The sequence below is a fragment of the Caballeronia zhejiangensis genome (assembly GCF_000698575.1).
Lineage (GTDB): Bacteria > Pseudomonadota > Gammaproteobacteria > Burkholderiales > Burkholderiaceae > Caballeronia > Caballeronia zhejiangensis.
Genome location: NZ_JFHD01000045.1, coordinates 1 through 21,867, shown reverse-complemented (window position 1 = coordinate 21,867; position 21,867 = coordinate 1). Strand labels below are relative to the sequence as shown.

General features: G+C 59.4%; 25 protein-coding genes and 1 pseudogene. 12 read left to right on the top strand and 14 right to left on the bottom strand.

From position 1 onward, the window contains the following. Nucleotides 1-62 precede the first annotated feature (62 nt). The 10 genes from BG60_RS39380 to ligD form a co-directional block, all read right to left on the bottom strand. Nucleotides 63-302: an eL13 family ribosomal protein gene (locus BG60_RS39380; protein WP_075583600.1), complete on the bottom strand. Its 240-nt coding sequence runs from the start codon at nt 300-302 to the stop codon at nt 63-65. A 46-nt stretch (nt 303-348) separates the two neighbouring features. After that, a complete protein-coding gene (locus BG60_RS31870) occupies nt 349-1,026 on the bottom strand; it encodes a hypothetical protein (RefSeq protein ID WP_033536779.1) in 678 nt (225 codons plus the stop codon). Nucleotides 1,027-1,356: 330 nt separating this feature from the next. Beyond that, nucleotides 1,357-1,671 carry a hypothetical protein gene (locus BG60_RS31865; protein WP_144403770.1) on the bottom strand — a complete coding sequence of 105 codons (315 nt, stop codon included), beginning with the start codon at nt 1,669-1,671 and terminating at the stop codon, nt 1,357-1,359. A gap of 60 nt (nt 1,672-1,731) precedes the next feature. Next, nucleotides 1,732-2,079, bottom strand: coding sequence for a hypothetical protein (locus BG60_RS31860; RefSeq protein WP_033536838.1), 348 nt, complete (start codon nt 2,077-2,079; stop codon nt 1,732-1,734). Nucleotides 2,080-2,111: 32 nt separating this feature from the next. After that, a complete protein-coding gene (locus BG60_RS31855) occupies nt 2,112-2,492 on the bottom strand; it encodes a type II toxin-antitoxin system VapC family toxin (protein WP_033536781.1) in 381 nt (126 codons plus the stop codon). Next, nucleotides 2,492-2,728, bottom strand: a complete 237-nt coding sequence (locus tag BG60_RS31850) for a type II toxin-antitoxin system Phd/YefM family antitoxin (protein ID WP_033536782.1) — start codon at nt 2,726-2,728, stop codon at nt 2,492-2,494. Before BG60_RS31850 ends, BG60_RS31855 begins: the two co-directional genes overlap by 1 nt. Before the next feature lie 89 nt (nt 2,729-2,817). Next, on the bottom strand, nt 2,818-3,669 hold the full coding sequence (locus tag BG60_RS31845; protein ID WP_033536783.1) for a hypothetical protein: 852 nt from the start codon (nt 3,667-3,669) through the stop codon (nt 2,818-2,820). A 14-nt stretch (nt 3,670-3,683) separates the two neighbouring features. Then, nucleotides 3,684-3,932: a hypothetical protein gene (locus BG60_RS31840; RefSeq protein ID WP_033536784.1), complete on the bottom strand. Its 249-nt coding sequence runs from the start codon at nt 3,930-3,932 to the stop codon at nt 3,684-3,686. Nucleotides 3,933-4,050: 118 nt separating this feature from the next. Next, on the bottom strand, nt 4,051-4,323 hold the full coding sequence (locus BG60_RS31835) for a hypothetical protein (RefSeq protein ID WP_033536785.1): 273 nt from the start codon (nt 4,321-4,323) through the stop codon (nt 4,051-4,053). Between the two features lie 158 nt (nt 4,324-4,481). Then, on the bottom strand, nt 4,482-6,371 hold the full coding sequence (gene ligD, locus BG60_RS31830) for a DNA ligase D (protein ID WP_235366298.1): 1,890 nt from the start codon (nt 6,369-6,371) through the stop codon (nt 4,482-4,484). Between the two features lie 104 nt (nt 6,372-6,475). Here ligD and BG60_RS31825 point away from each other — a divergent pair, with 104 nt between their 5' ends. Next, nucleotides 6,476-6,685, top strand: coding sequence for a hypothetical protein (locus tag BG60_RS31825; RefSeq protein WP_033536786.1), 210 nt, complete (start codon nt 6,476-6,478; stop codon nt 6,683-6,685). A gap of 54 nt (nt 6,686-6,739) precedes the next feature. Here the strand turns inward: BG60_RS31825 and imuA are convergent, their stop codons facing one another. Then, nucleotides 6,740-7,423, bottom strand: a complete 684-nt coding sequence (gene imuA, locus BG60_RS31820) for a translesion DNA synthesis-associated protein ImuA (RefSeq protein WP_033536787.1) — start codon at nt 7,421-7,423, stop codon at nt 6,740-6,742. A 277-nt stretch (nt 7,424-7,700) separates the two neighbouring features. Between imuA and BG60_RS37435 the strand changes: the two genes are divergently transcribed. From BG60_RS37435 to gmtX, 11 genes are all read left to right on the top strand, one after another. Beyond that, entirely contained in the window at nt 7,701-8,033 is a 333-nt protein-coding gene (locus tag BG60_RS37435; protein ID WP_075583599.1) for an ArsR/SmtB family transcription factor, read from the top strand. Then, on the top strand, nt 8,030-8,488 hold the full coding sequence (locus BG60_RS31810; protein ID WP_033536789.1) for an ArsI/CadI family heavy metal resistance metalloenzyme: 459 nt from the start codon (nt 8,030-8,032) through the stop codon (nt 8,486-8,488). Before BG60_RS37435 ends, BG60_RS31810 begins: the two co-directional genes overlap by 4 nt. Then, complete coding sequence (locus BG60_RS31805) at nt 8,485-9,006, top strand: arsenate reductase ArsC (protein WP_033536790.1); 522 nt, start codon at nt 8,485-8,487, stop codon at nt 9,004-9,006. Before BG60_RS31810 ends, BG60_RS31805 begins: the two co-directional genes overlap by 4 nt. Beyond that, nucleotides 8,993-10,054: an ACR3 family arsenite efflux transporter gene (gene arsB / locus BG60_RS31800; RefSeq protein ID WP_033536791.1), complete on the top strand. Its 1,062-nt coding sequence runs from the start codon at nt 8,993-8,995 to the stop codon at nt 10,052-10,054. The genes BG60_RS31805 and arsB overlap by 14 nt, the downstream gene beginning before the upstream one ends. Nucleotides 10,055-10,063: 9 nt before the next feature. After that, the gene (gene arsN2 / locus BG60_RS37430) at nt 10,064-10,891 is read left to right on the top strand and encodes an arsenic resistance N-acetyltransferase ArsN2 (RefSeq protein ID WP_075583598.1); all 828 of its coding nucleotides are present in this window, start codon (nt 10,064-10,066) and stop codon (nt 10,889-10,891) included. A gap of 40 nt (nt 10,892-10,931) precedes the next feature. Next, nucleotides 10,932-11,630: a hypothetical protein gene (locus BG60_RS31785; RefSeq protein ID WP_144403771.1), complete on the top strand. Its 699-nt coding sequence runs from the start codon at nt 10,932-10,934 to the stop codon at nt 11,628-11,630. A gap of 12 nt (nt 11,631-11,642) precedes the next feature. Beyond that, nucleotides 11,643-12,407, top strand: a complete 765-nt coding sequence (arsH, locus tag BG60_RS31780) for an arsenical resistance protein ArsH (protein WP_033536793.1) — start codon at nt 11,643-11,645, stop codon at nt 12,405-12,407. Continuing rightward, nucleotides 12,358-13,620 (top strand): MFS transporter, encoded by a 1,263-nt coding sequence (locus BG60_RS31775; protein WP_033536794.1) that lies wholly within the window; start codon nt 12,358-12,360, stop codon nt 13,618-13,620. The genes arsH and BG60_RS31775 overlap by 50 nt, the downstream gene beginning before the upstream one ends. An 84-nt stretch (nt 13,621-13,704) precedes the next feature. Then, nucleotides 13,705-15,087: a gamma-mobile-trio recombinase GmtY gene (gene gmtY / locus BG60_RS31770; RefSeq protein WP_033536795.1), complete on the top strand. Its 1,383-nt coding sequence runs from the start codon at nt 13,705-13,707 to the stop codon at nt 15,085-15,087. A 28-nt stretch (nt 15,088-15,115) separates the two neighbouring features. Next, a complete protein-coding gene (gmtZ, locus tag BG60_RS31765) occupies nt 15,116-17,722 on the top strand; it encodes a gamma-mobile-trio integrase GmtZ (RefSeq protein WP_034473959.1) in 2,607 nt (868 codons plus the stop codon). Continuing rightward, nucleotides 17,719-18,381 (top strand): gamma-mobile-trio protein GmtX, encoded by a 663-nt coding sequence (gene gmtX, locus BG60_RS31760; RefSeq protein WP_033536805.1) that lies wholly within the window; start codon nt 17,719-17,721, stop codon nt 18,379-18,381. Before gmtZ ends, gmtX begins: the two co-directional genes overlap by 4 nt. Nucleotides 18,382-18,746: 365 nt before the next feature. On the opposite strand, the gene BG60_RS31755 is transcribed toward gmtX, so the two are convergent. The 3 genes and pseudogenes from BG60_RS31755 to BG60_RS31745 all read right to left on the bottom strand — a co-directional run. Next, nucleotides 18,747-19,274 (bottom strand): hypothetical protein, encoded by a 528-nt coding sequence (locus BG60_RS31755; protein ID WP_033536806.1) that lies wholly within the window; start codon nt 19,272-19,274, stop codon nt 18,747-18,749. A gap of 71 nt (nt 19,275-19,345) precedes the next feature. After that, nucleotides 19,346-20,560 carry a hypothetical protein gene (locus BG60_RS36520; RefSeq protein WP_051996766.1) on the bottom strand — a complete coding sequence of 405 codons (1,215 nt, stop codon included), beginning with the start codon at nt 20,558-20,560 and terminating at the stop codon, nt 19,346-19,348. Nucleotides 20,561-20,941: 381 nt separating this feature from the next. Continuing rightward, nucleotides 20,942-21,685: pseudogene (locus BG60_RS31745) on the bottom strand (hypothetical protein); the annotation flags it as partial. Nucleotides 21,686-21,867: the final 182 nt, after the last annotated feature.

The following is a 21,867-nucleotide window of genomic DNA, read 5'->3' as shown; positions in this document are numbered from 1 at the left end:
ACGGAATCCATCGCTAGATGGATGACAGACAACTCAATAATGCGGTGTACATGTACACCGCGTCAAGTGCTGCGACCAAGTTTTTTTAGTTCTTTTTCCAGGGCTTCGACCGCCCATTCATGGCACGTTCTTGCGCGCGTCGAGTCAGGCGAGCATGTCCAGGACTTGATGGCGCTCACGCTACATGGACGACGAGTATGTTTGGCGATCAACGCGGCCGCTTCAGCCTGCGAGCCGGCCAGCTCGCACAGCGCGCGCATGCGGTCCCTGTTGGCGGAATCGGGGGGAAGAGAGGTATTCATGGCCGAAACTATATCAGGGGTATATCGAACTCGATGCCCCGATCAATTACGGGCCGGAAGCCGCGGGTTGCGTGTCCGCTGGCGTGTGTCGTACCGCTTGTTTGGTTTCAGTCTGCGCGTCGGCATTCGCCAGCGCATCGAGAATATGTCGACCGTCTGTTATGCCTTGAGAATAGGAAGGCCAAGGCACAAACGGTTGACTGTAATCGCGGCCGAACTCGATCAGCGTCGGACATCGGTAGGTCGCGGTTCTACCATCCAGTCTCACAAGCACTGAGCTGCTGCAATTGACGTCCTTGCCTACAAAGGAAGCCTCTGCTGTGCCTGCTTTTTCAGAATCACGAAAGAACCACCAGTGATCAACCGCCGTGCCGCAGATGTAGAGCCCTGCCAGTACGGCTAGCATCGCTGTACCGAAGCGCAGCGTGAGCGGGTCGCGACGATCCTGGCGTTCCTGCTTACGCAGCCGCGCAACGAAGAGCGCGATGGTTGCCGCCCCGAACCCAAAAAATGCAACGGGGCTCCAGTTGTATGCGTCGCCCGCGATGCCTTTGGTCGGATCGGGGACCATCTCGAATCCCAACAACAAACCGAGTACGCCCACGAGGCAGCACACGAAATGCAGCTGCGCCACAACCCCGTCACGTCCTTTCAAGACAAGACCGCGAATAGCAATGACCAGATTGGCGTATGCGGCAAATAAAAAGGCGGGGAAAAATACCATCTTTTAGCTGCGGAAGTTTTCGAAAATAGCTGTCAATCCGGTGCGGCCGCTGCCCCGATTCGCCTCGTTCAAGCAGATTGAGAATGTCCAGCTTGCCCCGATGCTCTTGTTTTCTTACTCGTGGTCCCGGAGGTCCGTTAGGGACTCTTCCAGCGTGTCAGCGGCGTCCAAATGGAACTGCACAACGGCATCAGTTAGGGGCTCGCCGTTGGGCATCTTGCGTGATTCGGCAGAATCTCGCAAAAGGTTGATTGCGGCCCGCAAGGCCAGCGCCGGGGTAAGGTTGGACATGGCTCGCTTTGCTCGTGATAGACGGCGGCATTTCCCGAGTTAGATATGCAACCAAGCACGGATGGTCACGCCGGCAGCGGCGATTGCAATACCCAGGCACCACCCTGCCAGAATCCGTTTCGGAAGCCACGTGTCCCACTCATTACGAACGAACCAAACTGCCGCTACCAAAGGCGGAGCGATCACGCCGACGAGGCCACCGATCCAGCGGAAAGACCACGCCTCAAAGTAATACAGGTCAAGCGTGCTGAACTCTGCGATCAACATCGCGGCCGCACAGAATCCGTAGAGCACAGCAGCCATCGCGTACGCTTCCACGGGATAGCCCTTTTCGGTCATCATTCGTCGCAACAAGATCTACTCCTTTCTTTGGTTTAACGGACACATTTCATCGCGCCTGGAGTATGGCAAGCGTCACCGCTGGATACGGCCATGTTTCACGAGGCGGGACTCGATTGCGCCTTTAGTCCTGCCGTGTTTGACAGCCAATTCCTTAGGCACGATACCAGCATCAAATTCGGCAAGCAGCTCTGCATCTTCTTGCGGCGACCACGACCGGCCGGCGTTTTCTGGTCTGGGTTTTTGCGTCGGTGCTGCCTTGGCGTCTAGCCCGTGTGCCTTGAGTGCGTTCGATGCGAGATTTAGCGCGCGGATCACTTCCGGCTGATTGAACGGACTCTCTGCAGACAGCACTTCGCCGGTCGTCGGGTCTATGCCGTCCGCGAGCTGCTGGACGATTTGAAGGGCTTGTTGTGGCGACATGGTTGTTTCCGGAACGACGTGGCTCACCCGCATCAGACCTTCATGACGAGGTCAGGTGCGTACTGTTCAAGATGACCATCAACCGTCATGAAATGCATTGGCTCATGTTTCGCTTGAGCGATCAGCAGCCGATCAAACGGATCGCGATGGAAGTCTGGAAGATGGCGTACGGCGGCACCGTGCGCCGCGATGACGGGCAATTCGTTGAACCCGCTCGTCTCGATGGCGCTTACGAGGGCGTCAATATCGACGTCCAGCTTTCCCAGCCCCGCCTTGATAGAGGCTTCCCAGATGCTCGCGCTACTGACGAACACCTCTGCCGCCTCCGAGATTGTCGCGCGGGCCGCGGCGCTCAGTTTTGCGTCGTCGGCGACCACCCACAGGAAGATATGCGTGTCGAGCAGCAGGCGCATCACCGTCCCTCAAAAGCGGCGAGAATGTCGTCGGGCAGCGGCGAATCAAAGTCGTCGGCGATGCGGATGCTATCGCGCATTACGCCGAAGCGCCGGAGAGGTTTTTCGGATTCGACGGGTACGAGCCGGACCGCCGGCTTACCCCGCTTGGAGATCACGACCTCTTCTCCGGCTATTGCCGCGTCGACAAGCCGCGACAGATTCGTCTTGGCTTCGTGAATGTTGGCATTTTGCATGACATCGCTCCCTTGGACGACACCATTCTAGCCAACTTAGCTAAGTTGGTCTACTGGCGGCGTCAGATCGCGCCCTACTGTCATCGCCGTCACTCTGTCGGGCGGCTAGCTAGCGCGGCACGGGCCTTCGACACCAGCTCGACCAGCTTCGGCCGGTAATGCTCGTTGCCCGGCATGCCGTCAGGGTCCAGCGCCTGCGCGCCGTACTCGCGCTGGAATGAGTCCAGCGCCTGCACAACTTCGCGCAGTGCATCGCGCTCCGACGCAAGGTTCAAAACCTCTCGTGTCGGGGTCATTTCCCGTTGACCCGACACCCAACAATGGAGTCGACCGTAGCGACGCTCACTTTCAGCGCGGGAAACGGTCTCGCGTCGCGGCACGTCCGGGCCACCGCTTGATGCAGCATCAAGACTGACCTCGACGCGTCCGGAGAACTGCCACGGCGTGCAAAGCTTGATGCGCCATGTGCCGAAGGCTCGCCGGGCGAAGACGTAGATCTGCAGAAGGCTTGCGAAACCAAAGCCGACGACGACGGCTATCAACCCCAGCCACAACCATAAGGGCAACCAGTGATACGCCGCGCCGACAAGAGCGAGGCATGCTAGCCTCGCCGTCATCGTGTAGTTGGTCGTGGCATAGAGCGCGAAACTTTCGAGGTCCCCATTGGTAGCGCTCGAGAGACGATCCTCCAATGCGCGAAAGCCGCACAGGTTGCCGTCGACGTGGCTCATGAATGTCACGCCGGCTCGTCGGTTGATGCCGTAGAAGGCGACGCACGGCCCGAGGTTACCTGTGCGCAGGCGGTTCAACGTGTCCTGCGTGGTCGCAATGGCAAAGGCTCCCTGCCTCACATTAAGCGTTCTCGCCTCGAGGCTGTCTGTCGATTCCACGGTCTCAAGAACCGCCGAGCTCTCGCCTGTCTCGCTGTGTTGCTCACTCATATGGATGGACTTTTTCAGAACGCGCTTCGCCGGTTACGCTTGTATCTCGCTTCCGCTCGCTTGCCACCGACGAGCGCGACGACACAGCCGATGACCAGCACGACAGCCGATCGGACGATGTCATGGTTCGTTGCGGGCGCCGACCATCCGTACATGCGACCGTTGAACAGTTCGAAGACAACCAGCCACGCGACGAAGATGCCGATCATCCAGCGACGGCCGTAACGTGAAGCGGAAACATCATGTGGATTGCGCGATTTCATCTTTTATTCCTATAAGTGATCGATACGTCAGCCCGTACCGGCGTTGGCTTCTTGCGCGCCATGCCCGCCCTCTCTGCATGGCAAGGCGATGCTCTTGGGACTGCTAGCTTCGAACGCGCTAAATCGCCGATTCAGAGACAGGGAACAGCGCGTCGAAGCGTGGCACCGGAATTACCAGACCGTCGTTCAGACAGGCGGCCGCAACGACCAGATGCTCGCTTGCGGCCCGCTGGGGTTGAGGCTTCCACCCGAGATGGTCCAGCGCGGTCTTCGCCTCTTCGGCAAACACCGTGGCGGCCTCCTCCGGCGTGATTCCGCTGGATTTGATGTGCGAGTTCACCAGTTCGATAAGTGCCTTGCGGAATTCCGCTTTCCGATCTTTTTGTGACATGCTCCACTCCTGCAATGTTGATTTTAATCACTAAATGCAATGAGTGAAATTATATAAGGATTGCGCGTTGCTATGTGAATATCCAAGGCCGTCACACGCGGCGGGCCATCATGTGTTACGGCAACCAACGTCAGGATCTTGAGTATTGCGCGTGGCGCTCATGCTTGGAGCCTTGCAGTCATCTGCTTGGTGATGACCTGCTGCCGCTCGATTCCGCCCCACGGCATATCCCTGCGCTGCCGTGCGGTGCGCACATTCCACTGGTCGCCGCCTTCAACAGCGCCAAGTTCGTCCCAGCTGATTGGCACCGACACGCCGAGCCCGGGGCGAGCGCGAACCGAATACGCGGCAGCCGTCGTGGAGCCGCGCCCGTTGCGCAGATAATCGACGAAGACCTTCCCGACTCGGTTTCGAGGACCAGACACCGCGGAGAAGCGCTCGGGCACGACACGCGCAAGATGGCGTGCAATCGCATGCGAGAACCGCTTGACCTCGTCCCATGCATGAATCGGCCGCAACGGGATGACAAGATGCAAACCTTTCCCGCCGCTGGTTTTGCAGAACGACTCAAGCCCGATCTCGTCAAGGAGTACCTTGGCCAGCATGGCCGCCTCCCGCATCGTTCTCCAAGGCAGCGCAGGGTCCGGGTCAAGGTCCAGGATGAACTGGTCAGGGCTAGCGAGATTCGGTGCGCTCGCGTTCCAGCAGTGGATCTCGACGACGTTCAGTTGGGCCAACTCCACGAGGGCAGCGGGCGTGTTGGCGACAAGCAGGGGGGCATGTCCGGGATGGAGAGACGGCGGCAAGCTCTCGACCGCCACGAAGCGCTGCGATTCGGCGTGTTTTTGGTAAATTAGCGCGCCGCTGATGCCGTCGGGGGCGCGCACGAGCATCAAGGGCCTGTTGCCTATTTGCGGCAGCATCAAGTCGGCCATCGCTTCGTAGTAGCTGATCAGGTCGCGCTTTGTGACGGCCGACGATGGATCGATGATCCGGCCGGGATTGGTGATCCGCACCGGACGGACTCCGGATGAGAGACGCTCTCCTGCGCCTGTTGACATCGCGAGATCGACGCCTTCCTCTCGCACTTCCCTGGCGTCTTTGTCTTCTCTCAGGCCGACCATGACGCCCTGCCGAATCTCACCTACCGGCGTCCACTCAAGAAACGATACTTCGACCACTTTCTCGGGTTCAACCCAGACGACCTCGCGATCAGGGTCTCGCGCCGGCGGATTAAGAAACGGCGGCGATTTGCGCTCGTGCAGCGAGGCCGCGAACGCCTGCAGCTGCTTCGGCCTGAGTTCAGCCTTGGCCGCCCCCGCGTAACGCAACGAGCCGTCGCGCTCGAAGACGCCAAGGAGCAGGCCCCGAACGCCGCTTCGCGCGCCTCGCGATTGCGTGTAGGCTCCGATCACGAACTCCTGGCGCCGCCGACACTTCAGTTTGACCCAGTCGGGCGAGCGGCCCTCGGTATAGGTCGCGTCTGCCCGCTTGCCCACGATGCCCTCGAGCTGCATGCGGCAGGCAGAGTCCAACAATGAATGGACGTCCTGCTCAAAGTCATTGCTGAATCGCAGACGTGCGTCGTCTATTTCCGCCAACAACTGCCGCAAGAGATCGCGGCGCTCATGCAGAGCCACGTGACGCAGGTCGAATCCGTCCAGGTACAGAAGATCGAATACGAAGTACACGATGCTGGACGTGCGACGGCGTGCAAAAGCATTCTGCAATGCGCTGAAGTCGGGCAGGCCGCTTTCATTGAGCACGACAGCTTCGCCGTCGAGCCAGACGCTTTTCACTGGCAAGGAGCCAAGGGAGTCGGCCAGCGCCGGCAGACGATCGGTCCAGTCATGGCCGTTGCGCGTGTAAAACGTCGGCACGCCCGCCACGCATTTCGATAGCAGCCGATAGCCATCGAACTTGATCTCGTAAGACCATTGCCCTGTCGCCGGCGGCTGCTTCGCGAGCACGGCAAGCTGCGGCGCGATACGACCGGGCATTTCAGCCCTGACGGCCCCTAATCTGCGCAGTCGTCGCACGTCAATCATGGGAAGGCCTTGCGGAATCGGTGCAGAGCATGCGCACGTCGTGTGCCTCCTCCGGCGGAGGCACAGCGGTTGCTCGTCGGCGAAGAACAACCGCGGAGGAAGACATGGCAGAGCAGCATAAACCCGGCGAGATTGTGAAGACCTCGGGCATCTACAAGGTAGTCCGGGAAGGCGACGGCGGAAGTGGCTTTGAAGTGACGTGTGTCGAAGGCGAGCATTTCCCCCCAACCCGCAGCGGCAAGGGCGCGCATTACGAACTGATTCATGGTGCGACCCACTCCCACAAACATAGCGAGCTGGGCAGCAAAGACTAACCTCGGGGCGGTGCCCGTAACGTTAACACGACCGACGCGCCGTGTCCGCGTTCGTCACGCCGACGTGGTCTCGGCGAGGCTTCGTCGACTTACGGTCGCAGGACGGCGGGTCCTGGCGTGGCGGCTGAGCAGCACGGGCGACGGGTGAAGCTCGACCACGATCGGCTGCGCGGCGGCAGGTCCCTTTCGTTTAACGACTTCGACGGACACGCCGTCAGTTGTTGGCCGGACCGAGAGCCGCAATTCAGCCGGCGACGGGTCCATCGCGGCCGCCAACGGTCTGAAAACGACAAACAGGGTTTCGCTTGACTTCGCGACGACCTGCAGCCGCCTCAGCCATTCCGCTTTGACGTGGTTTTGCCAGAAAAGAAGCGCGCCGCACGTCCCCGCACGGAGGATCTGCTCTGCAGACCACAGGGAGTCGGCAGTCGTTTTGGGCCGTAACAGCAAGGTGTTTTCCAGCGGGACGCCCACATACGCGAGCCCCGGAGCATTTGGCTCTTGCGGTGGCTGGACCAAGGTGATGGGTCGCTTCGTGGCGGCGAGCGCCGGAGCCAGCAGGCGCAGCTCCCCAATGCCTGTCTGCTGGAGCATCATCTCAGTGAGTGCGCCCAAGGGCCATCCACCGCCCGGCAGCTCCGTCGAGAGGCTGGCATAGCCTGTATCGATCGTCCGTCCACCGCCCCGCGCCAGCTGCGCTCCGCGCCACAAGGTTATTCCCCCCGACTCCGAATACATATTTCTGTCGAGCGCAGCATCGATGGAGCGCGCCCGTTCCTCGGGCGTGCGTAACTGCTGTGCGGCTAACGCAGTCCGACTCACGATTTAGCTCCAGAAGTACTGTATAAATATACAGGTATTCTAGCCCAAGTGTTTGAGTTCCAGGTTGGAGGTCGAGTCCAATCTTCTTCGATTCCGCCCGCTATTTCCCGTCCCTAATTAATCGACCAAACACTGTCGCTCTGTCGTTTCAAGATTACTTGAATCTTTGAATCGACAGGTCTATGATGCTGCCATGGACTCGAACCTCGTTGTACGCGCGCTCGGCGCGCTCGCTCATGAATCGCGCCTGGCGATCTTCCGCGCACTGGTTGTCGCGGGCCCCGAAGGCATGCCGGCTGGTGAGATCGCTCAGCAGCTTGGCCTCTCGCCATCCGGTCTGTCGTTTCACCTTAAAGACCTGTCGCATGCTGGCCTCGTCAACAGCGTCCAGCAGGGACGATTCATCTTCTATTCAGCCAATTTCGACGCGATGAACGGCTTGCTCGGGTTTTTGACTGAGAACTGCTGTGCTGGCGCCGACTGTTCCGTTCAAGGTGTGCCGCAATGCACAGGAGCTAAATCATGAAACGCATGCACATTCATGTCGCTGTCGAAGACCTCGAAGCGAGCACTCGCTTTTACGTTGCTATGTTCGGAGGCACGGAGCCGACCGTATCGAAGTCGGACTATCGCAAGTGGGAGTTGAGCGATCCTAAGGTCAACTTCGCCATTTCGAAGCGTGGCGTGAAGCCGGGCATCGATCATCTTGGCATCCAGGTCGAGTCAGATGATGAACTCGCCGAGATGCGAGCCCGCTTTGCAAGCGCTGAGCTGCCTGTTTCAAACCAGACGGCGACGACTTGTTGTTACGCAAAGTCGGACAAGGCGTGGACTGTCGATCCTCAGGGAGTCGCGTGGGAGACATTTAGAACGCTTGAGCATGCTCCAGTTTATGGTGAGTCGCGCGACCGTTCACGCAGTACCTACGTTTCTTCAAATGCCTGCTGCGCGGGCGCAGATATTAAACGGAGCGCCACGTGAGCAACAAGACCTACAACGTTCTGGTCCTCTGCACGGGCAATAGTGCCCGAAGCATCATGGCCGAAGCGCTCTTCAACACACTCGGCAAGGGCCGCTTCCATGCGTTCAGCGCAGGTAGTCATCCGTCAGGTGCGGTCAATCCGTTTGCGCTCGAGCGTTGCGAATCACTGGACTACGACACGGCAGGGCTACGCAGCAAGAGCTGGGATGAGTTCGGTACGCCGGACGCACCGCAAATGGACTTCGTGATCACCGTATGCGACCAGGCGGCGGGAGAGGTCTGCCCGATCTGGCCCGGCAAGCCGATCACCGCGCACTGGGGCTTTGAGGATCCTGCCGCATTTGTGGGCAGCGACGAGCAGAAGCGCGCAGTCTTTACGAAGGTCTACCGGCAGATCCTGACGCGGGTGAGTCAGTTTGTGAACCTGCCGTTGAACATACTTGATCGCAATGCAGCGCAGAAGGAAGTGCGTGCAATTGGCGAACGTCCGGCCGAGGAATCCAATGAGCAGCACTGATTCGGTTGCTCGCGCGGGCCGCCCCGTCATTGGCTTCTTCGAGCGATACCTGACGGTGTGGGTCGCGCTGTGCATCATCGCGGGCATCGCGCTGGGCCAATGGTTGCCGTCGTTGTTCCAGGCTATCGGTCGCATGGAGATCGCGCAGGTCAATCTGCCAGTTGGCGTGCTCATCTGGGTGATGATCATCCCGATGCTCATCAAGATCGACTTTGGTGCGATGGCCCAGATCAAAGGCCATTGGCGCGGGATCGGTGTCACGCTATTCGTGAACTGGCTGGTCAAGCCTTTCTCCATGGCGCTGCTCGGATGGATCTTCGTGCGCCACGTCTTCGCTCCCTGGCTGCCTGCAGCGCAACTCGACAGCTACATTGCCGGCCTCATTCTGCTGGCCGCCGCCCCTTGCACGGCGATGGTGTTCGTCTGGTCGCAGCTTTGCAAGGGCGATCCCTATTTCACCTTGTCGCAAGTGGCGCTGAACGACGCGATTATGATCGTTGCGTTCGCACCGATCGTGGCGCTTCTCCTTGGCCTATCCGCCATCACTGTCCCCTGGAATACGCTCATCGCGTCGGTGGGTCTCTACATCATCATCCCAGTGGTCATTGCGCAGGTCCTGCGTCGCACGCTTCTCGCGAAGGGTGAGCCACACTTCAATCGAACGGTGTCTCGTCTGGGCCCCTATTCGATATGCGCGCTTCTCGCTACGCTCGTCCTCCTGTTCGCCTTCCAGGGGCAGGCTATTGTCCGCGAGCCGCTGGTCATCGCGATGCTCGCTGTCCCGATCCTCATTCAAGTCTTTCTGAACTCCGGGCTGGCCTATTTGCTGAACCGTAAGCTCCGTGTGGCGCATTGCGTAGCCGGGCCTTCGAGTCTAATCGGCGCAAGCAATTTCTTCGAGCTGGCCGTCGCGACCGCGATCAGCCTGTTCGGCTTCCAGTCGGGCGCGGCGCTCGCGACTGTCGTTGGCGTGCTGATTGAGGTGCCAGTCATGCTGCTCGTGGTTGGCGTTGTGAACCGCTCGCAGCGCTGGTACGAGACCGCGTGAGGAGCGGGCGTGAGCATCATCATTTACCACAACCCTGATTGCGGTACGTCGCGCAATGTCCTCGCTATGTTGCGCGAAGCCGGTGAAGACCTATGCGTCATCGAGTATCTGAAGACACCACCGGATCGCGCAACGCTCGAGCGGATCATCACGGACACCGGACTGGCGGTCAGGGACATACTCCGGATCAAAGGCACGCCGTATGCGGAACTCGGACTCGACGATGCGGCATTGACCGATGCGCAACTGATTGACGCGATGCTGGTCCATCCGATGCTGATCAATCGACCGATTGTCGTGACGCCGCGCGGCACACGTCTATGCCGACCTTCGGACGCTGTTGTTGACGTACTGGCTCATGCACCCGAGCGCGAGATGCTAAAGGAGGATGGCGTACCGTTCATCGTCGCCCGGGCAATCCCGGGCGACGACGCCACCTTCGTGCAGACTATGAGGGATGCCCAACTACCGGTCGATGACCTGTCCGAGCCCGGACGCGCATTCTTTAAGTTCAGCACGCTAGCCGGTGTACACATCGGCTACGGTGGATTCGAACGGTACGGTAGTGATGCGCTCGTCCGTTCGATCGTCGTCGCGTCCGGGCATCGAGGCATGGGCATCGGTCGCAACCTGCTATTTGTATTGCTGCACGAGGCATTCGATGCAGGTGCTCGCACTGCATGGCTGCTCACGACGGACACCTCGGCCTTTTTCGAGAAGACTGGTTTCAGGGCCGTCATGCGCGAGGCGGCGCCCCCAACGATCCTAATGACGCAACAGGCTTGCACCCTGTGTCCGGCCAGTGCGGTACTCATGTCGCGTGCCATTACCCTGTAGCTCGCGCGAGCGCGGGATGGCACTTAATTGGAGTCCAGTCATGAACAATGTTGACATCACAGCACCCTCGTTGTGGGTTGGTTCCTCTGGCTCGCGCTGCAACCCGATGACGGCTGCGATCGCGCTTCGATTGCGCCCGGCACGGAAGTCCAGCAGCGCGAGACTCAGGAACATCGCTGGATCGAATGTACCCGCTGCTTTGCAGTCAGTCAGTATGTCCACCTCAACCTTGATCGATGCACTCTTACGATCGCTTGGCCGGGAGGCCGGGCAGTTCGCGGAAGCAATGGATTTAACCGCGACTCGAAGCGGGCATGAGGACTTGATGCGATTTGTCTTAGGCGGCACAACAGCGGCTGCTGTCCTGTTACTCGATGTGCCAACCCTGTTTCAGGTCCCGCGCTGTAACTGGCAAGCTCCGCTCCTGCAAACACGCAACCGCCTCTCTGACGACGGATTCAAGGTCTATGCGATTCTGGTGAATGGCCGCAGGGAGCACAGCCTGTCAGGCGCGCTGTACCGATTAAACGACCGGTACGAGGGATCGCGACTCGCTCGGTTTTGTGACACGAACGGTGTTGGACTTCTAACGAGCGACGAAGCGCGAGTCGCTGAAACGCGCAACGGGGCGGAAGGCAGTTTGGCTTCGTCGATAGCGTCGGCGCTAATGTCCGCACGCCACTTTTGTTGCGGAGCCTTCCGGATTGGCAAGTCGGACGTCGACACGAGCCATCTGTAACCGCACATCTATATGATCAACGACCTGCCGCACGTCAGCGCCTCGCATCTCGACATACCCGATCTCGCGAAGCTTGAGGCGCATGCGATTTCGCAGCACCCGCCCCGAATCCTCCTACTGTACGGTTCACTTCGACCCACGTCGTACAGCAGGCTGCTGACGCTTGAAGCTGAACGCATCCTCCGGCAGTTCGGCGCTGAGACCAGAGTGTTTGATCCGCATGGCCTGCCACTCGCCGACAGCGTGCCCGCAGACCACCCAAAGGTCGTCGAATTGCGCGAAGCGTCCATCTGGTCCGAGGGCCAAGTGTGGTGCAGCCCGGAACGACATGGCGCACTGACCGGCGTGTTCAAGAATCAGATCGACTGGCTGCCGCTCGATTCCGGTAGCATCCGGCCGACGCAAGGGCGCACGCTAGCGGTCATGCAGGTGTCGGGAGGCTCGCAATCCTTCAATGCGGTGAACGCTTTGCGCGTGCTTGGCCGCTGGATGCGGATGGTGACCATTCCCAACCAGAGCTCCGTTGCCAAGGCGTTTCAAGAGTTCGATGAGGACGGACGCATGAAGCCATCGCCGTACTACGACCGCGTGGTCGATGTGATGGAGGAGCTCTATAAATTCACGCTGCTCGTGCGCGACCGCTCGGATTACCTGACCGACAGGTACAGCGAGCGTAAAGAGAAGACCCCTACATCTGTTTCCGCCCTCGCCAATGCAGCAATGAGCCATGAGCACAGCACACAGAACGCCGACACCGACGACAGTGAAGTCGAGTAATTCGACGGATCGCGCCGAATCACTGGCCACCTGGGCGCTCGCGCTCGCCCAACTGGTGTCGTGGGGCTCGGTCTACTATTCGTTTTCGCTGCTGGTCGTACCCATGGAGCAGACGATGGGCTGGAGCCGCACGTCCACGAATGCGGCCCTCTCGCTCGGACTGCTGGTCTCGGGCTTCGCAGCATATCCGGTGGGCAAATGGATCGACCACGGGCTCGGACGTCGGGTCATGTCCATCGGATCGCTGATCGCGGCAGCCATGCTGCTGATGTGGTCCGCCACATCGTCGCTCACGATTCTCTTCGTAGCGTGGATCGGCTTGGGCTTGTCGATGGCGGCGACCTTCTATGACCCGCTCTTCGCCGTGCTCACGCATCGCTATCCGCTGCGATACAAGACCAAGATCACACTGGTGACGCTCGTTGCGGGATTCGCGAGCACGGTTTTCATTCCGATCACGCAGTTCCTCGTGGATGTGGCCGGTTGGCGTCTCGCGCTCGTCGCACTGGCCGCGTGCAATCTAATCATTTGCCTGCCGATTCATGTCGTCGCGATCCGCTCCTCACGAATCGACCCGAACGCTTCCCAGCCGAGCGCGGAGCGCATGGCGGTCGATGCTGCGGCAACGCGACGTGCACTGCGCACGCCTACCTTCTGGGCGCTCGCGCTGTGCTTCACAACCTACTACGCGACCTTCGCCGCGCTCACATTTCATCTGGTTCCGTTGATGGTCGAGCGCGGCGTCACCAACACGGTTCTGGTCATCACCATGGCGCTGATCGGACCCGCGCAAGTCATCGCCCGCGCGGTCTGGTTCGCATTCGATCGCAAGGTCACCATCACGACAGTTGGTTTCATCGTGGTGACACTCTTTCCCGTCTCGACGGTCGTCCTGATCGTGGCTGGCAAATCCGCTGCGCTATTGTGGATCTTCGCGCTCTGCTATGGCGCCGCCAACGGCATGATGACGATCCTGCGCGGCACGATCGTCCAGCAGTTTCTGTGGACGGAGGGCTACGGCGCGATCAGCGGCATGCTGTCGTTTCCGTCGAACATTGCGAAGGGCATCGCGCCCATCGCAGCGGCGAGCATCTGGGGACTGACGCATGGGTATGTCGCCGTCGAATGGACGGTGTTGCTTGTCTCGTCGCTATCCGCCTTCAGCTTTTTTATCGCAGCGAAGTGCGCGCCGGCACGGCTCTCTCATCGGTGAGTCGATTCAGGAGCAGCGATGACTTACAACGGTCAACGTGGTGACTTAAAGCGTGCGTAGGATGTTTGCTATTTCTGTCGAGCGATGTTCGTCAGCATCAGAGCAAAGGTCCTCACGGACGAAACCGGCGTCTACACTGAGATCCCCGCCTTGCTTGCCGCGACGGGGATACTCGAGCCGCTGATTGATTATTTCCTGCATAGAAGCCACGATCGCAGTCTGGAATGGATGCGCAAGGTGACGCGATCGGTGCGGCTCTTTCTTGAGTACATTCAGCTCAACCCCGCCGAACGCGACCCTCATCAACTGTTTCAGAATTTCGCGAAGCGCCTGTACACAGGAACGTTCAATCGCGAAACAGGACTCGACGCCACGGGCCTTTGCTGGCCACCTCGCTCGCCGCACGACGCGGCACGCATCATCATCCATTTGAGCGACTTCTTCAATTGGTTGGGCGAAGTTCGTCCTGAAGCAGCCAGCGTCAATCCTCGGTACCTCGGCAGCACGTTCGATCGACAGATTGATGAAGCCGCTTACCAATATCGTAGAAGCAAGGCCTTCCTTGGGCATACGTGGTCGTCGAATTCCACCGCGCGCGCCACACGATATTGGCTTCGCTACGGGAGAATCCCGAGGGTCGCGCGAGGTGAGCCGCCAGCTTTTCCAGAACGTCACTTTGAAGCGTTGCTCTTCAAAGGCTTTCGCAACGGCGATCGTTACGACTATCGTGGCATCTTGATCACGCTACTGCTCCATGGCGCGGGATTTCGAGAGTCGGAGCCTTTTCACCTTTACGTTCAGGACGTATTTCCAGATCCACAGGACCCGCGTCAAGCCAAGGTCCTCATCCACCATCCGCACTACGGGATCGCGCCTGCCGATTGGTGTGACGAGCGAGGACGACCGCGTAACTCGAACCGAGCAGAATACCTCGGCCAGCGCTTCCGCCTTGTGCCGCGTACAGACCTGATGGACCGTCGCCATGCCGGCTGGAAAGGCAGTATGCACGACGGCCCTTACTACAAGCAAGCTTACTGGTTCGTGCCGGAGTATGGCGAGTGGTTTCTCGAGTTATGGCAACGCTATCTGAAGCAGCTGGCGCATTTTGACCGGGATCATCCCTTCGCCTTCGTGAACCTTCGACACGCGCCATACGGTGCAATGTACACCCTCACTCAATACAACAAGGCTCATGCGGCCGCATGCAAACGCATAGGACTCGAGGTCGGTAAGGCGCTTGGCACCACCCCTCACGGGCACAGACACGCCTACGGCCAGCGCTTGAGGCGTGCAGAGATCGATAAGTCGATGATTCGCCGCTTCATGCATCACGCCTCCATCGAGAGCCAGGAGATCTACACACAAGCAAGCTTTAGCGAAGCCCGAGAAGCACTTCAGCAAGCGGCGCACCGGCTGGATGGACTTCTTACGACGCCTCTGTCGGATTTGGTCCGTTCATCGGACTAACCACATCTCCACGTGACCGAGCAAACACATGTACAAGACCTCTCCAACTAAACCGAAGGGGCGTCGCAAGGCGGCAAGGACCGAGCGCAGCATGCGACGCGATTCGGATGCAACCCTGGCCTGGGTGGTGGAGTTCTATCCAGAACTTGCAGCCTGGAGAGTCTTCGCCTTGGAGTGGCTCGGTGGGGAAACGCATGGTCTACACCAGAGACTGCAGGCCCTATCGACTTTCTTCGAGCGCTACCTCATTCTGCAGAGCCTGCCGCTGGACCCGAGTGTATTCCTGGCGCAAACGACACAGGTTCCAGAATTTCACCGAACGGCGTGTCCTGACTCTCCTTGGGGCATCAGCGCGAATAATCTTATCCACGCTTTTCTGCAGTTTGTGTTGCTTCGGCATTTCAGTCAGATTGGTAAAGACGATAATGCCGTATTAATGCAGGGCTATCGCAACCCGGTACGTCGTATGTCGAAAGCGGGGTTGCCGAAGCGCGGCGAGAGCGTTTACTCACCGCTGCCCTATGGCTACATCGACCAACTTCGGCAGATGCTGGCGGCGGGACCCCATTTTCGCGACTGGCAATGGGCGCAAGGGGCGCTCGGGAGCAAGATCGGCCATATGGGTGCGAGCGCACCTGATTGGTTCGACGTGACCGAAGACGAGATTGATCGCGACGATCCGGATTGCGTGTGGCGCATACGTAAGCTGAGTCGAAACTATCGCGGTGGTCAAGTGTTGCAGATGTGGAGTCCAGTGCGCTGGGTCGCATTGCTTGTGAAGCTCATCTTGCCGTTACGCACTAGCCAGGTCCGTGTGCTTGACTCTGGAGAGGCAGACACCTGGCGCTATATGGCAGGTCGTTGGGAACTGAACAGCAATGAGATTGCGCAGGGGAGCGAATTTCGACCGCTACAGCAGGGTGTGTTCAGGCGCGACTATGATCGCAGCAGCAGCGAGGACCCACTAGCGGTCCTGTATATCAACACGAACAAGACTGCCGATGTTTCGAAGTCAGGGCCGGAGAAGGGCTATTTGCTGCCGTGGATGCACGGCGGAGCAGTTCACCAGAATGTTTTCTACTGGATCGAGAAGCTGCGTAACTGGCAAGAGAAGTACAACCCCATCTCCCGTCGAACCTCATGGGCCGAACTGGATCGTCGACATATCATCGTCAAGACTGATTTCCAGTTGGCGCGCTATCCCGACGCGTGCTTTCTCTTCCGATTGCCAGAATACCCAACGGCACAAATGCGTAACTTTCCGCTTCAGGATCAGGCGCTCAATTCGTGCTGGTTCTATTTGCTGAAGGCATTTGAATCACGGCTCGCCGTGCGTTCCGAGACTCACCACAATGGAACGCCGATTCGGCTGCTGCCGCCCCAATCCAAGAAGAGGACGTTGTTCCCACTTCACAGTTTGCGAGTCTCCCTTGTCACCGCCCTGGCCTTGGAAGGCCAGGTGCCGTTCCCTGTGCTGCAGAAGCTTGTCGGTCATAGCCGGTTGGTCATGACCTTGTATTACACCAAGCCTGGAGCCACCCATATTCGCGATGTCCTCCTCGATGCGAAGACTCGTTTGGATGCCAATAAGAATGCGAGCATTCAGAATTTCCTGCTCGATACTGCGCACGAGGAACTTGTGCAAAGCGCGATCTGCAATAGTGTAGGTAGTGTTGCAGATGCAATCGCTGAGCATCCAGCGGCAAGAAACGCGTTGGGCTGGATGCCAATGCACCACGGCCTGTGCCTCGCTGGAGGAAACGCCAGCGATTCGATGGAGAACCGTTCGATTGGTGGATGCCACAACGGAGGTCCGATGGTTCTGCCAGGTACTGCTGTTGGCAACGCAAAGCACGCTCCCGTTCCGGGAGGGAATCGCAACTGCGTTCGATGCCGCTGGTTTGTGACGGAGCCTCACTACCTTCCATCGCTCGCCGCGCACTTCAACACGATCGCCTACCATTTCGACGAGGCCCGCAATGCTTGCCTCGCGAATGAGGGCGTGCTTCTTGATCTGAAGAAGCAGAAAGCTGACGCTGAAGACGCTGGCGAGGTCTTCCTTCATCTCGATACCTTTCGGCAAGCAGAGCGCGTGTGGGAAGGATCGATGAAGCGATTCAACGACTTCGCGGAGGATCTCACCGCTTGTTGGCGGCTCATTGAACGCTGTAAGGCCGCGCTCGACCGGCTCGTCGAAGACTCTACTCAACTGGTGGCCGTGGGCACCGCGAGCGACGTGCATATCGCGTTTGAAGACACCGAATCGGAATTGCTTCAGCTTGCTGGAGTTTGCGAAGACGTCGAACTCTATCCTGATCTCGATGCTGGCAAGGCGATATTTCGTCGAAGTCAGTTGCTCGATGCTGTGCTATATCGCGATAACCTGTCGCCCGTCTTCATGATGCTGAGTGAGGCAGAGCAACTTCGCGTTGGCAACGCATTCATGCGCCGTCTCGCACGGCAGATGAACCCCGCCAATCCGGTGCTGGGAACGCGGCAAGTCATCAATTTGATGGATGCTGGCCAGAGCTTGAGCGAGCGATTTGGCGTCGATTTCGCCACGTTTCTGCCGGAATGCAATGCCACCGGCATGCTCACGCGCAAGCCTCAATCCATCGACGAGTCGCAAGGATGAACAGCCCAACAATCGGCCACCCGGACATTGTTCTTGGCACGCTGCTCGCCAAAGGCGGCCGCGCTCATCGGCTTGCTAGGCTGACAGCGCTGCATGAGATTTGCCGTAGGCATCAGGAGTTAGGCTCGTGCGATTTTTCTCTCTCAACCATTGGTCGCCTGGCGGAGGCGGAAGGCATCCTAAAGGGGCGCGTCCTCTACAACATGCAATCGGCGGATTACCGCAAGCTGATTTTGTCCTGGGCAACGTATGCCGGGCCACCGACGCTTCAACCATCGAAACCGCTGGCAAGCCACGAATACCTCATGCGTATTCAAGACCCCGCGATCCGCTCCATCATGCAAGCGATCATCGGGGAGCGAGACAAGCTCCGGGCCGAGGTCAACCTTCTGAAATCTAACGCTCAAGTCGTCGTGGACCGGCGCCCAATCGGTGCGCGCGGCCCAGGAGCCGCCATCGTCTTGCCAACAACGACGCACGGCCACGACGCGCAGCTCACTCCTTCAGAACGTGAAGCGCTGGAGAAGGCGGTCTCTGCCGACTACCTTGATGGACACGGCTTACACGAAAGCAGCCATGGGGAGATTGTGAACGAACACGGTCGGACTGTGTTCGATGTCGGCTTCGCGCGTGCAATACGAAAGATCCTCGGAGCCTGAACAGCCGATAACCGAAACGATGTAGTTCGATGTATGCATACATCGAAACGGAGAGTCCTTGGCGACCCCACCGCAGAACGCTTTCACGCTTTTCGCTCTCAAACTATGTACTCCACGGGTATAGGTCCACAGCGACGGATGGATTTCCTCGACACGTGCCGGCAACGCGCCCATAAGCCCTCCAAACACTGTATGTTTATACAGTATAGAGCATTGCGTGGAATGCAGGGGCCTGCTACGCGAGGGCCGCACGCTCCCTGTTCGCGCTGGACTCTTTCGAGTAGCGAGAGCGTGCGGGTACAGCTACCGTGACCTGCCGCAATCGGCCTGTGTTGGCCACCCGCCGGTCCGGCAACCGATTGTCGCTACTCCGCCGGAGCGGCCGCGCCCGGCTTTCCATCGCCCAGCGTGAACGCCCACTGCCGCCGCAGAAAGTTGCCAAACGGGACCTGGCCACGCTTTTCGTCCCGCTCACAAAAGTAGTAGATCAAACTGTGGATTACTGAGAGGGACAGCGGCGTGTGGAGCAGAGAATCACCAAAACCGGCGCCCCCGATCCGGGCCTGCCCGCTCGAAGCATGGCAGGTGTAGGCACCGTATATATCGACCGGGAAAATCGATATGAACGTCAACGCGAAGATCATCGCAGCCGGAATCTCGCGATTGTGACCTCGCGCGCGCGGAAGCCAGATGCTCACACATAGGAGGATCGCACCCGGCACGACGTGGACGGCATTCGCATCGCAGTACGAGAACGCCGATGAGATTACCACCGATAGTACGAACATCGCGCACGTGAACTTTGTCGTTACATCCAGCGTGCGCGGAAGGTATGCGACGGCGGCGGCAAGCGGTAGGCCTGCCCCGATCGCGTCGAGGGAAACTGTATTCATCCTCTTCCCGGTAATAGTTTGTCCATCAGCGTAACGACAAGGGCAGGCTGACGCAACGCAGCGCCGTTCGCTCACGCAGCCTGCGGTTGCTCGGCAAAGGAATGCACAAGTCGCGGTTTAACCGAACCCACACCGGCTCCCGAAGCGGCCAGCCGCAGGCCGTCCTGTGATTCACCGGCGACCTCCAGAAACTGGTGTCTCAACCGCATGGCCTTCGCCTGTGAGCATTGCATGAATCTTCGGATTTCCTTGACGGTTGGCCGCACTCGCCCGTCGGCGATCGCGCTCGTTAGCTGCACCAGTTCTGAATTGACGACGCTGTGCATCCGATGATCGGTGCGTCCGCTACTCCCGGTCTGAATCGCATGACTACCGGTGACTTCAACCCGGTAACCATGCTCGTCCGCTACGGCCGTCTCGCCCTTTACGGGACTGGCCCCCAGCGACATGCTACCGGCAAGCAAGGCGGCGTTACTCGACGATACTGAGACGTCTTCTGCACTACTGCTGATGCGCGAGGGGCCGGAAAGCGCGATCATCCAGCCCAGGCAGGCGACGCCTTCCAGCAACCAGCCCATCGAGAGAGCAAACACAAGATCGATCGTTCCCCGCGGTGCGCCAAGCACGTCTGCTACCCGCGACGTTACTGGATCATTTCTCGCTGCATCCGCTTTAGCGTTCAGTGCATCGCGCGCGGCAATTTCCCTGTCGGCGGCTTCTTCACGCCGGCGTGCTTCGTTCGCTTCGGTTCCAAGCGCCGCCAGTTGGGCCGCAAGCGATTCACGCCTGATGTCGAGCGATTCACAGCGGACTGTGCAATGTGTCGAGCGCGCCACGAGCAGTGCACGGGTCACGCGGGCCTGCTCGCGAGCGATCGCGTCCGGCGCACGACCTGGAAGCGCGGGCACTGCGGGCAAGTCACGTTGCACCTGAGCCGCACGCGCCTCGCCAGCATGGCGCTGCGCGGCAAGAAAGAATGTCGCATGCCCATAGCCGGTGCTGACCATGCACACTAGCCATAGCAGCACGGCCGTACAACGCACATGCAACGTCGCCCCATGAGTAAGCGCTGGAATCAGGTGTGCGCCGAGCAACAGGACAAGCCCTACGGCCGCCCACGCGAGACGTTCTGACGCTGCTCCCCCTCGTTCAATTCCCGCGATGATGGATATCCAGGCAGAAATGCCTGTCGCTAGGACGGCGAGAAGAAATGCAGGTATGCGAACTGAGAAGGAAGGAAAACGATGGGAAGGTTGCCTGAAGCCAGGCGCGGCGGTGTTGCTCATGATGCGGCCTCTTTGGTTTGCGGTCGAACTCCGCTGCCCATCGCCAAATGGGGTGAGCGGGCACAAGGCAGGGTTGGCGAACCGGAACCAAAGAAACCGGCAGACCCGAAGGTCTCCCCACCAGGGCCCGCCCATAGAACCGGCGTGCAGAGGCGCAGGCACAAAAAAGCCGCTTTGCGCGGCGTTTGCGCTTTGATTTGTTCAGGTCGCCAAACCCGACGTCTGCTGTTTCAGACGTGTCTACAGTATAGCCGTGCCGGGCAGGGTTAACAACCGGCGAACGGCGTGTCGTCCGACTAACGGACTGTCCCTTATCCCGTGCGCTCCGTGACAGCTCACCGGACGGACCAGCCGCCCACTAGCCAACAACAGACAGGTGTATCAGAACCCGTACGGATTCTGGCTCCAGCGGCGAAGCACCTGGTAGTCGTGCTCTGGCAGCACGATCAGCCCGTCTTCGGCCGCCTCGAGCACCCGCTCCATCTGGCCGCTCTTTACGAGGTTGCCGTGCAGGCCGTAGAAGTACCATGCGAACGGCATGCCGATGCGCTCATCAAATTGTGTGAGCTTGCCGTACAGGCTGTACACATCGAGCTTACCGGTGTTTTTCAGTTCCGCTATCTTGCGCGTATGAGCCCACTGCGGAACGAAGCTCAGCTCCCGCTTGCCACTCGGATCGGTGTAATCAGAAGTATTGAAGGTCCAGCGCAGGCAGGCCCGGTGGCCTGCACGACCGGCGCTCGACGCGCTCCAGTCGTCGAAAAAGCGGCGACCCGACCAGCGCACCTGATCGTAACCGGGCGTGAGCTCGCGCACCGTCACGATCCGCTGCTCGCCCGTCGAACTGTTGGTTTCTACCAGACGGCGGTCGCCGTCGGCGCGCCGGCGCCGGTCGTACATGGCCGTGGCGAGCGCAGTGAATTGCAGCATGTCGATCGCACCCTCAAGCCGATATCGGGGCGTGCCGACCATGCGCGGTTCGATGCGCTCGATGAAGGCCATCCCGGTCGCGCCCCTCCGAAGCTCGTCGATCCGGGGCAAGCCCCAACTGTCGTCGCGCGGAAACAGCTCGCGCTCGACAAACTCCTGCTCTTCCCACACTTCGAGTTGAACGAAGTTGTCCTGCTGTCAACGTCGGACGTAGCTTCCCCAAAACTGTCGGAGTAAAATTCCCCACCCTCTATCTGCGTGGTGATCAGCCGTTTTCGGGATCGGGTGAGCTCCTCCGGGGGCGTCCTGGGCGCCGGCGCGGCGTTTCGGCAGATGCCGGGTGTAGAGATGATGGACGGTTGCGTAGATGGTCAGGG

Bases quoted from the DNA above. Each gene is read 5' to 3' on its own strand.
- BG60_RS39380 (WP_075583600.1), bottom strand. From the start codon at position 302: ATGAATACCTCTCTTCCCCCCGATTCCGCCAACAGGGACCGCATGCGC.
- BG60_RS31870 (WP_033536779.1), bottom strand. From the start codon at position 1,026: ATGGTATTTTTCCCCGCCTTTTTATTTGCCGCATACGCCAATCTGGTC.
- BG60_RS31860 (WP_033536838.1), bottom strand. From the start codon at position 2,079: ATGTCGCCACAACAAGCCCTTCAAATCGTCCAGCAGCTCGCGGACGGC.
- BG60_RS31855 (WP_033536781.1), bottom strand. From the start codon at position 2,492: ATGCGCCTGCTGCTCGACACGCATATCTTCCTGTGGGTGGTCGCCGAC.
- BG60_RS31850 (WP_033536782.1), bottom strand. From the start codon at position 2,728: ATGCAAAATGCCAACATTCACGAAGCCAAGACGAATCTGTCGCGGCTT.
- BG60_RS31845 (WP_033536783.1), bottom strand. From the start codon at position 3,669: ATGAGTGAGCAACACAGCGAGACAGGCGAGAGCTCGGCGGTTCTTGAG.
- BG60_RS31840 (WP_033536784.1), bottom strand. From the start codon at position 3,932: ATGAAATCGCGCAATCCACATGATGTTTCCGCTTCACGTTACGGCCGT.
- BG60_RS31835 (WP_033536785.1), bottom strand. From the start codon at position 4,323: ATGTCACAAAAAGATCGGAAAGCGGAATTCCGCAAGGCACTTATCGAA.
- ligD (WP_235366298.1), bottom strand. From the start codon at position 6,371: ATGATTGACGTGCGACGACTGCGCAGATTAGGGGCCGTCAGGGCTGAA.
- BG60_RS31825 (WP_033536786.1), top strand. From the start codon at position 6,476: ATGGCAGAGCAGCATAAACCCGGCGAGATTGTGAAGACCTCGGGCATC.
- imuA (WP_033536787.1), bottom strand. From the start codon at position 7,423: ATGTATTCGGAGTCGGGGGGAATAACCTTGTGGCGCGGAGCGCAGCTG.
- BG60_RS37435 (WP_075583599.1), top strand. From the start codon at position 7,701: ATGGACTCGAACCTCGTTGTACGCGCGCTCGGCGCGCTCGCTCATGAA.
- BG60_RS31810 (WP_033536789.1), top strand. From the start codon at position 8,030: ATGAAACGCATGCACATTCATGTCGCTGTCGAAGACCTCGAAGCGAGC.
- arsB (WP_033536791.1), top strand. From the start codon at position 8,993: ATGAGCAGCACTGATTCGGTTGCTCGCGCGGGCCGCCCCGTCATTGGC.
- BG60_RS31785 (WP_144403771.1), top strand. From the start codon at position 10,932: ATGAACAATGTTGACATCACAGCACCCTCGTTGTGGGTTGGTTCCTCT.
- arsH (WP_033536793.1), top strand. From the start codon at position 11,643: ATGATCAACGACCTGCCGCACGTCAGCGCCTCGCATCTCGACATACCC.
- BG60_RS31775 (WP_033536794.1), top strand. From the start codon at position 12,358: ATGAGCACAGCACACAGAACGCCGACACCGACGACAGTGAAGTCGAGT.
- gmtY (WP_033536795.1), top strand. From the start codon at position 13,705: ATGTTCGTCAGCATCAGAGCAAAGGTCCTCACGGACGAAACCGGCGTC.
- gmtZ (WP_034473959.1), top strand. From the start codon at position 15,116: ATGTACAAGACCTCTCCAACTAAACCGAAGGGGCGTCGCAAGGCGGCA.
- gmtX (WP_033536805.1), top strand. From the start codon at position 17,719: ATGAACAGCCCAACAATCGGCCACCCGGACATTGTTCTTGGCACGCTG.
- BG60_RS31755 (WP_033536806.1), bottom strand. From the start codon at position 19,274: ATGAATACAGTTTCCCTCGACGCGATCGGGGCAGGCCTACCGCTTGCC.
- BG60_RS36520 (WP_051996766.1), bottom strand. From the start codon at position 20,560: ATGAGCAACACCGCCGCGCCTGGCTTCAGGCAACCTTCCCATCGTTTT.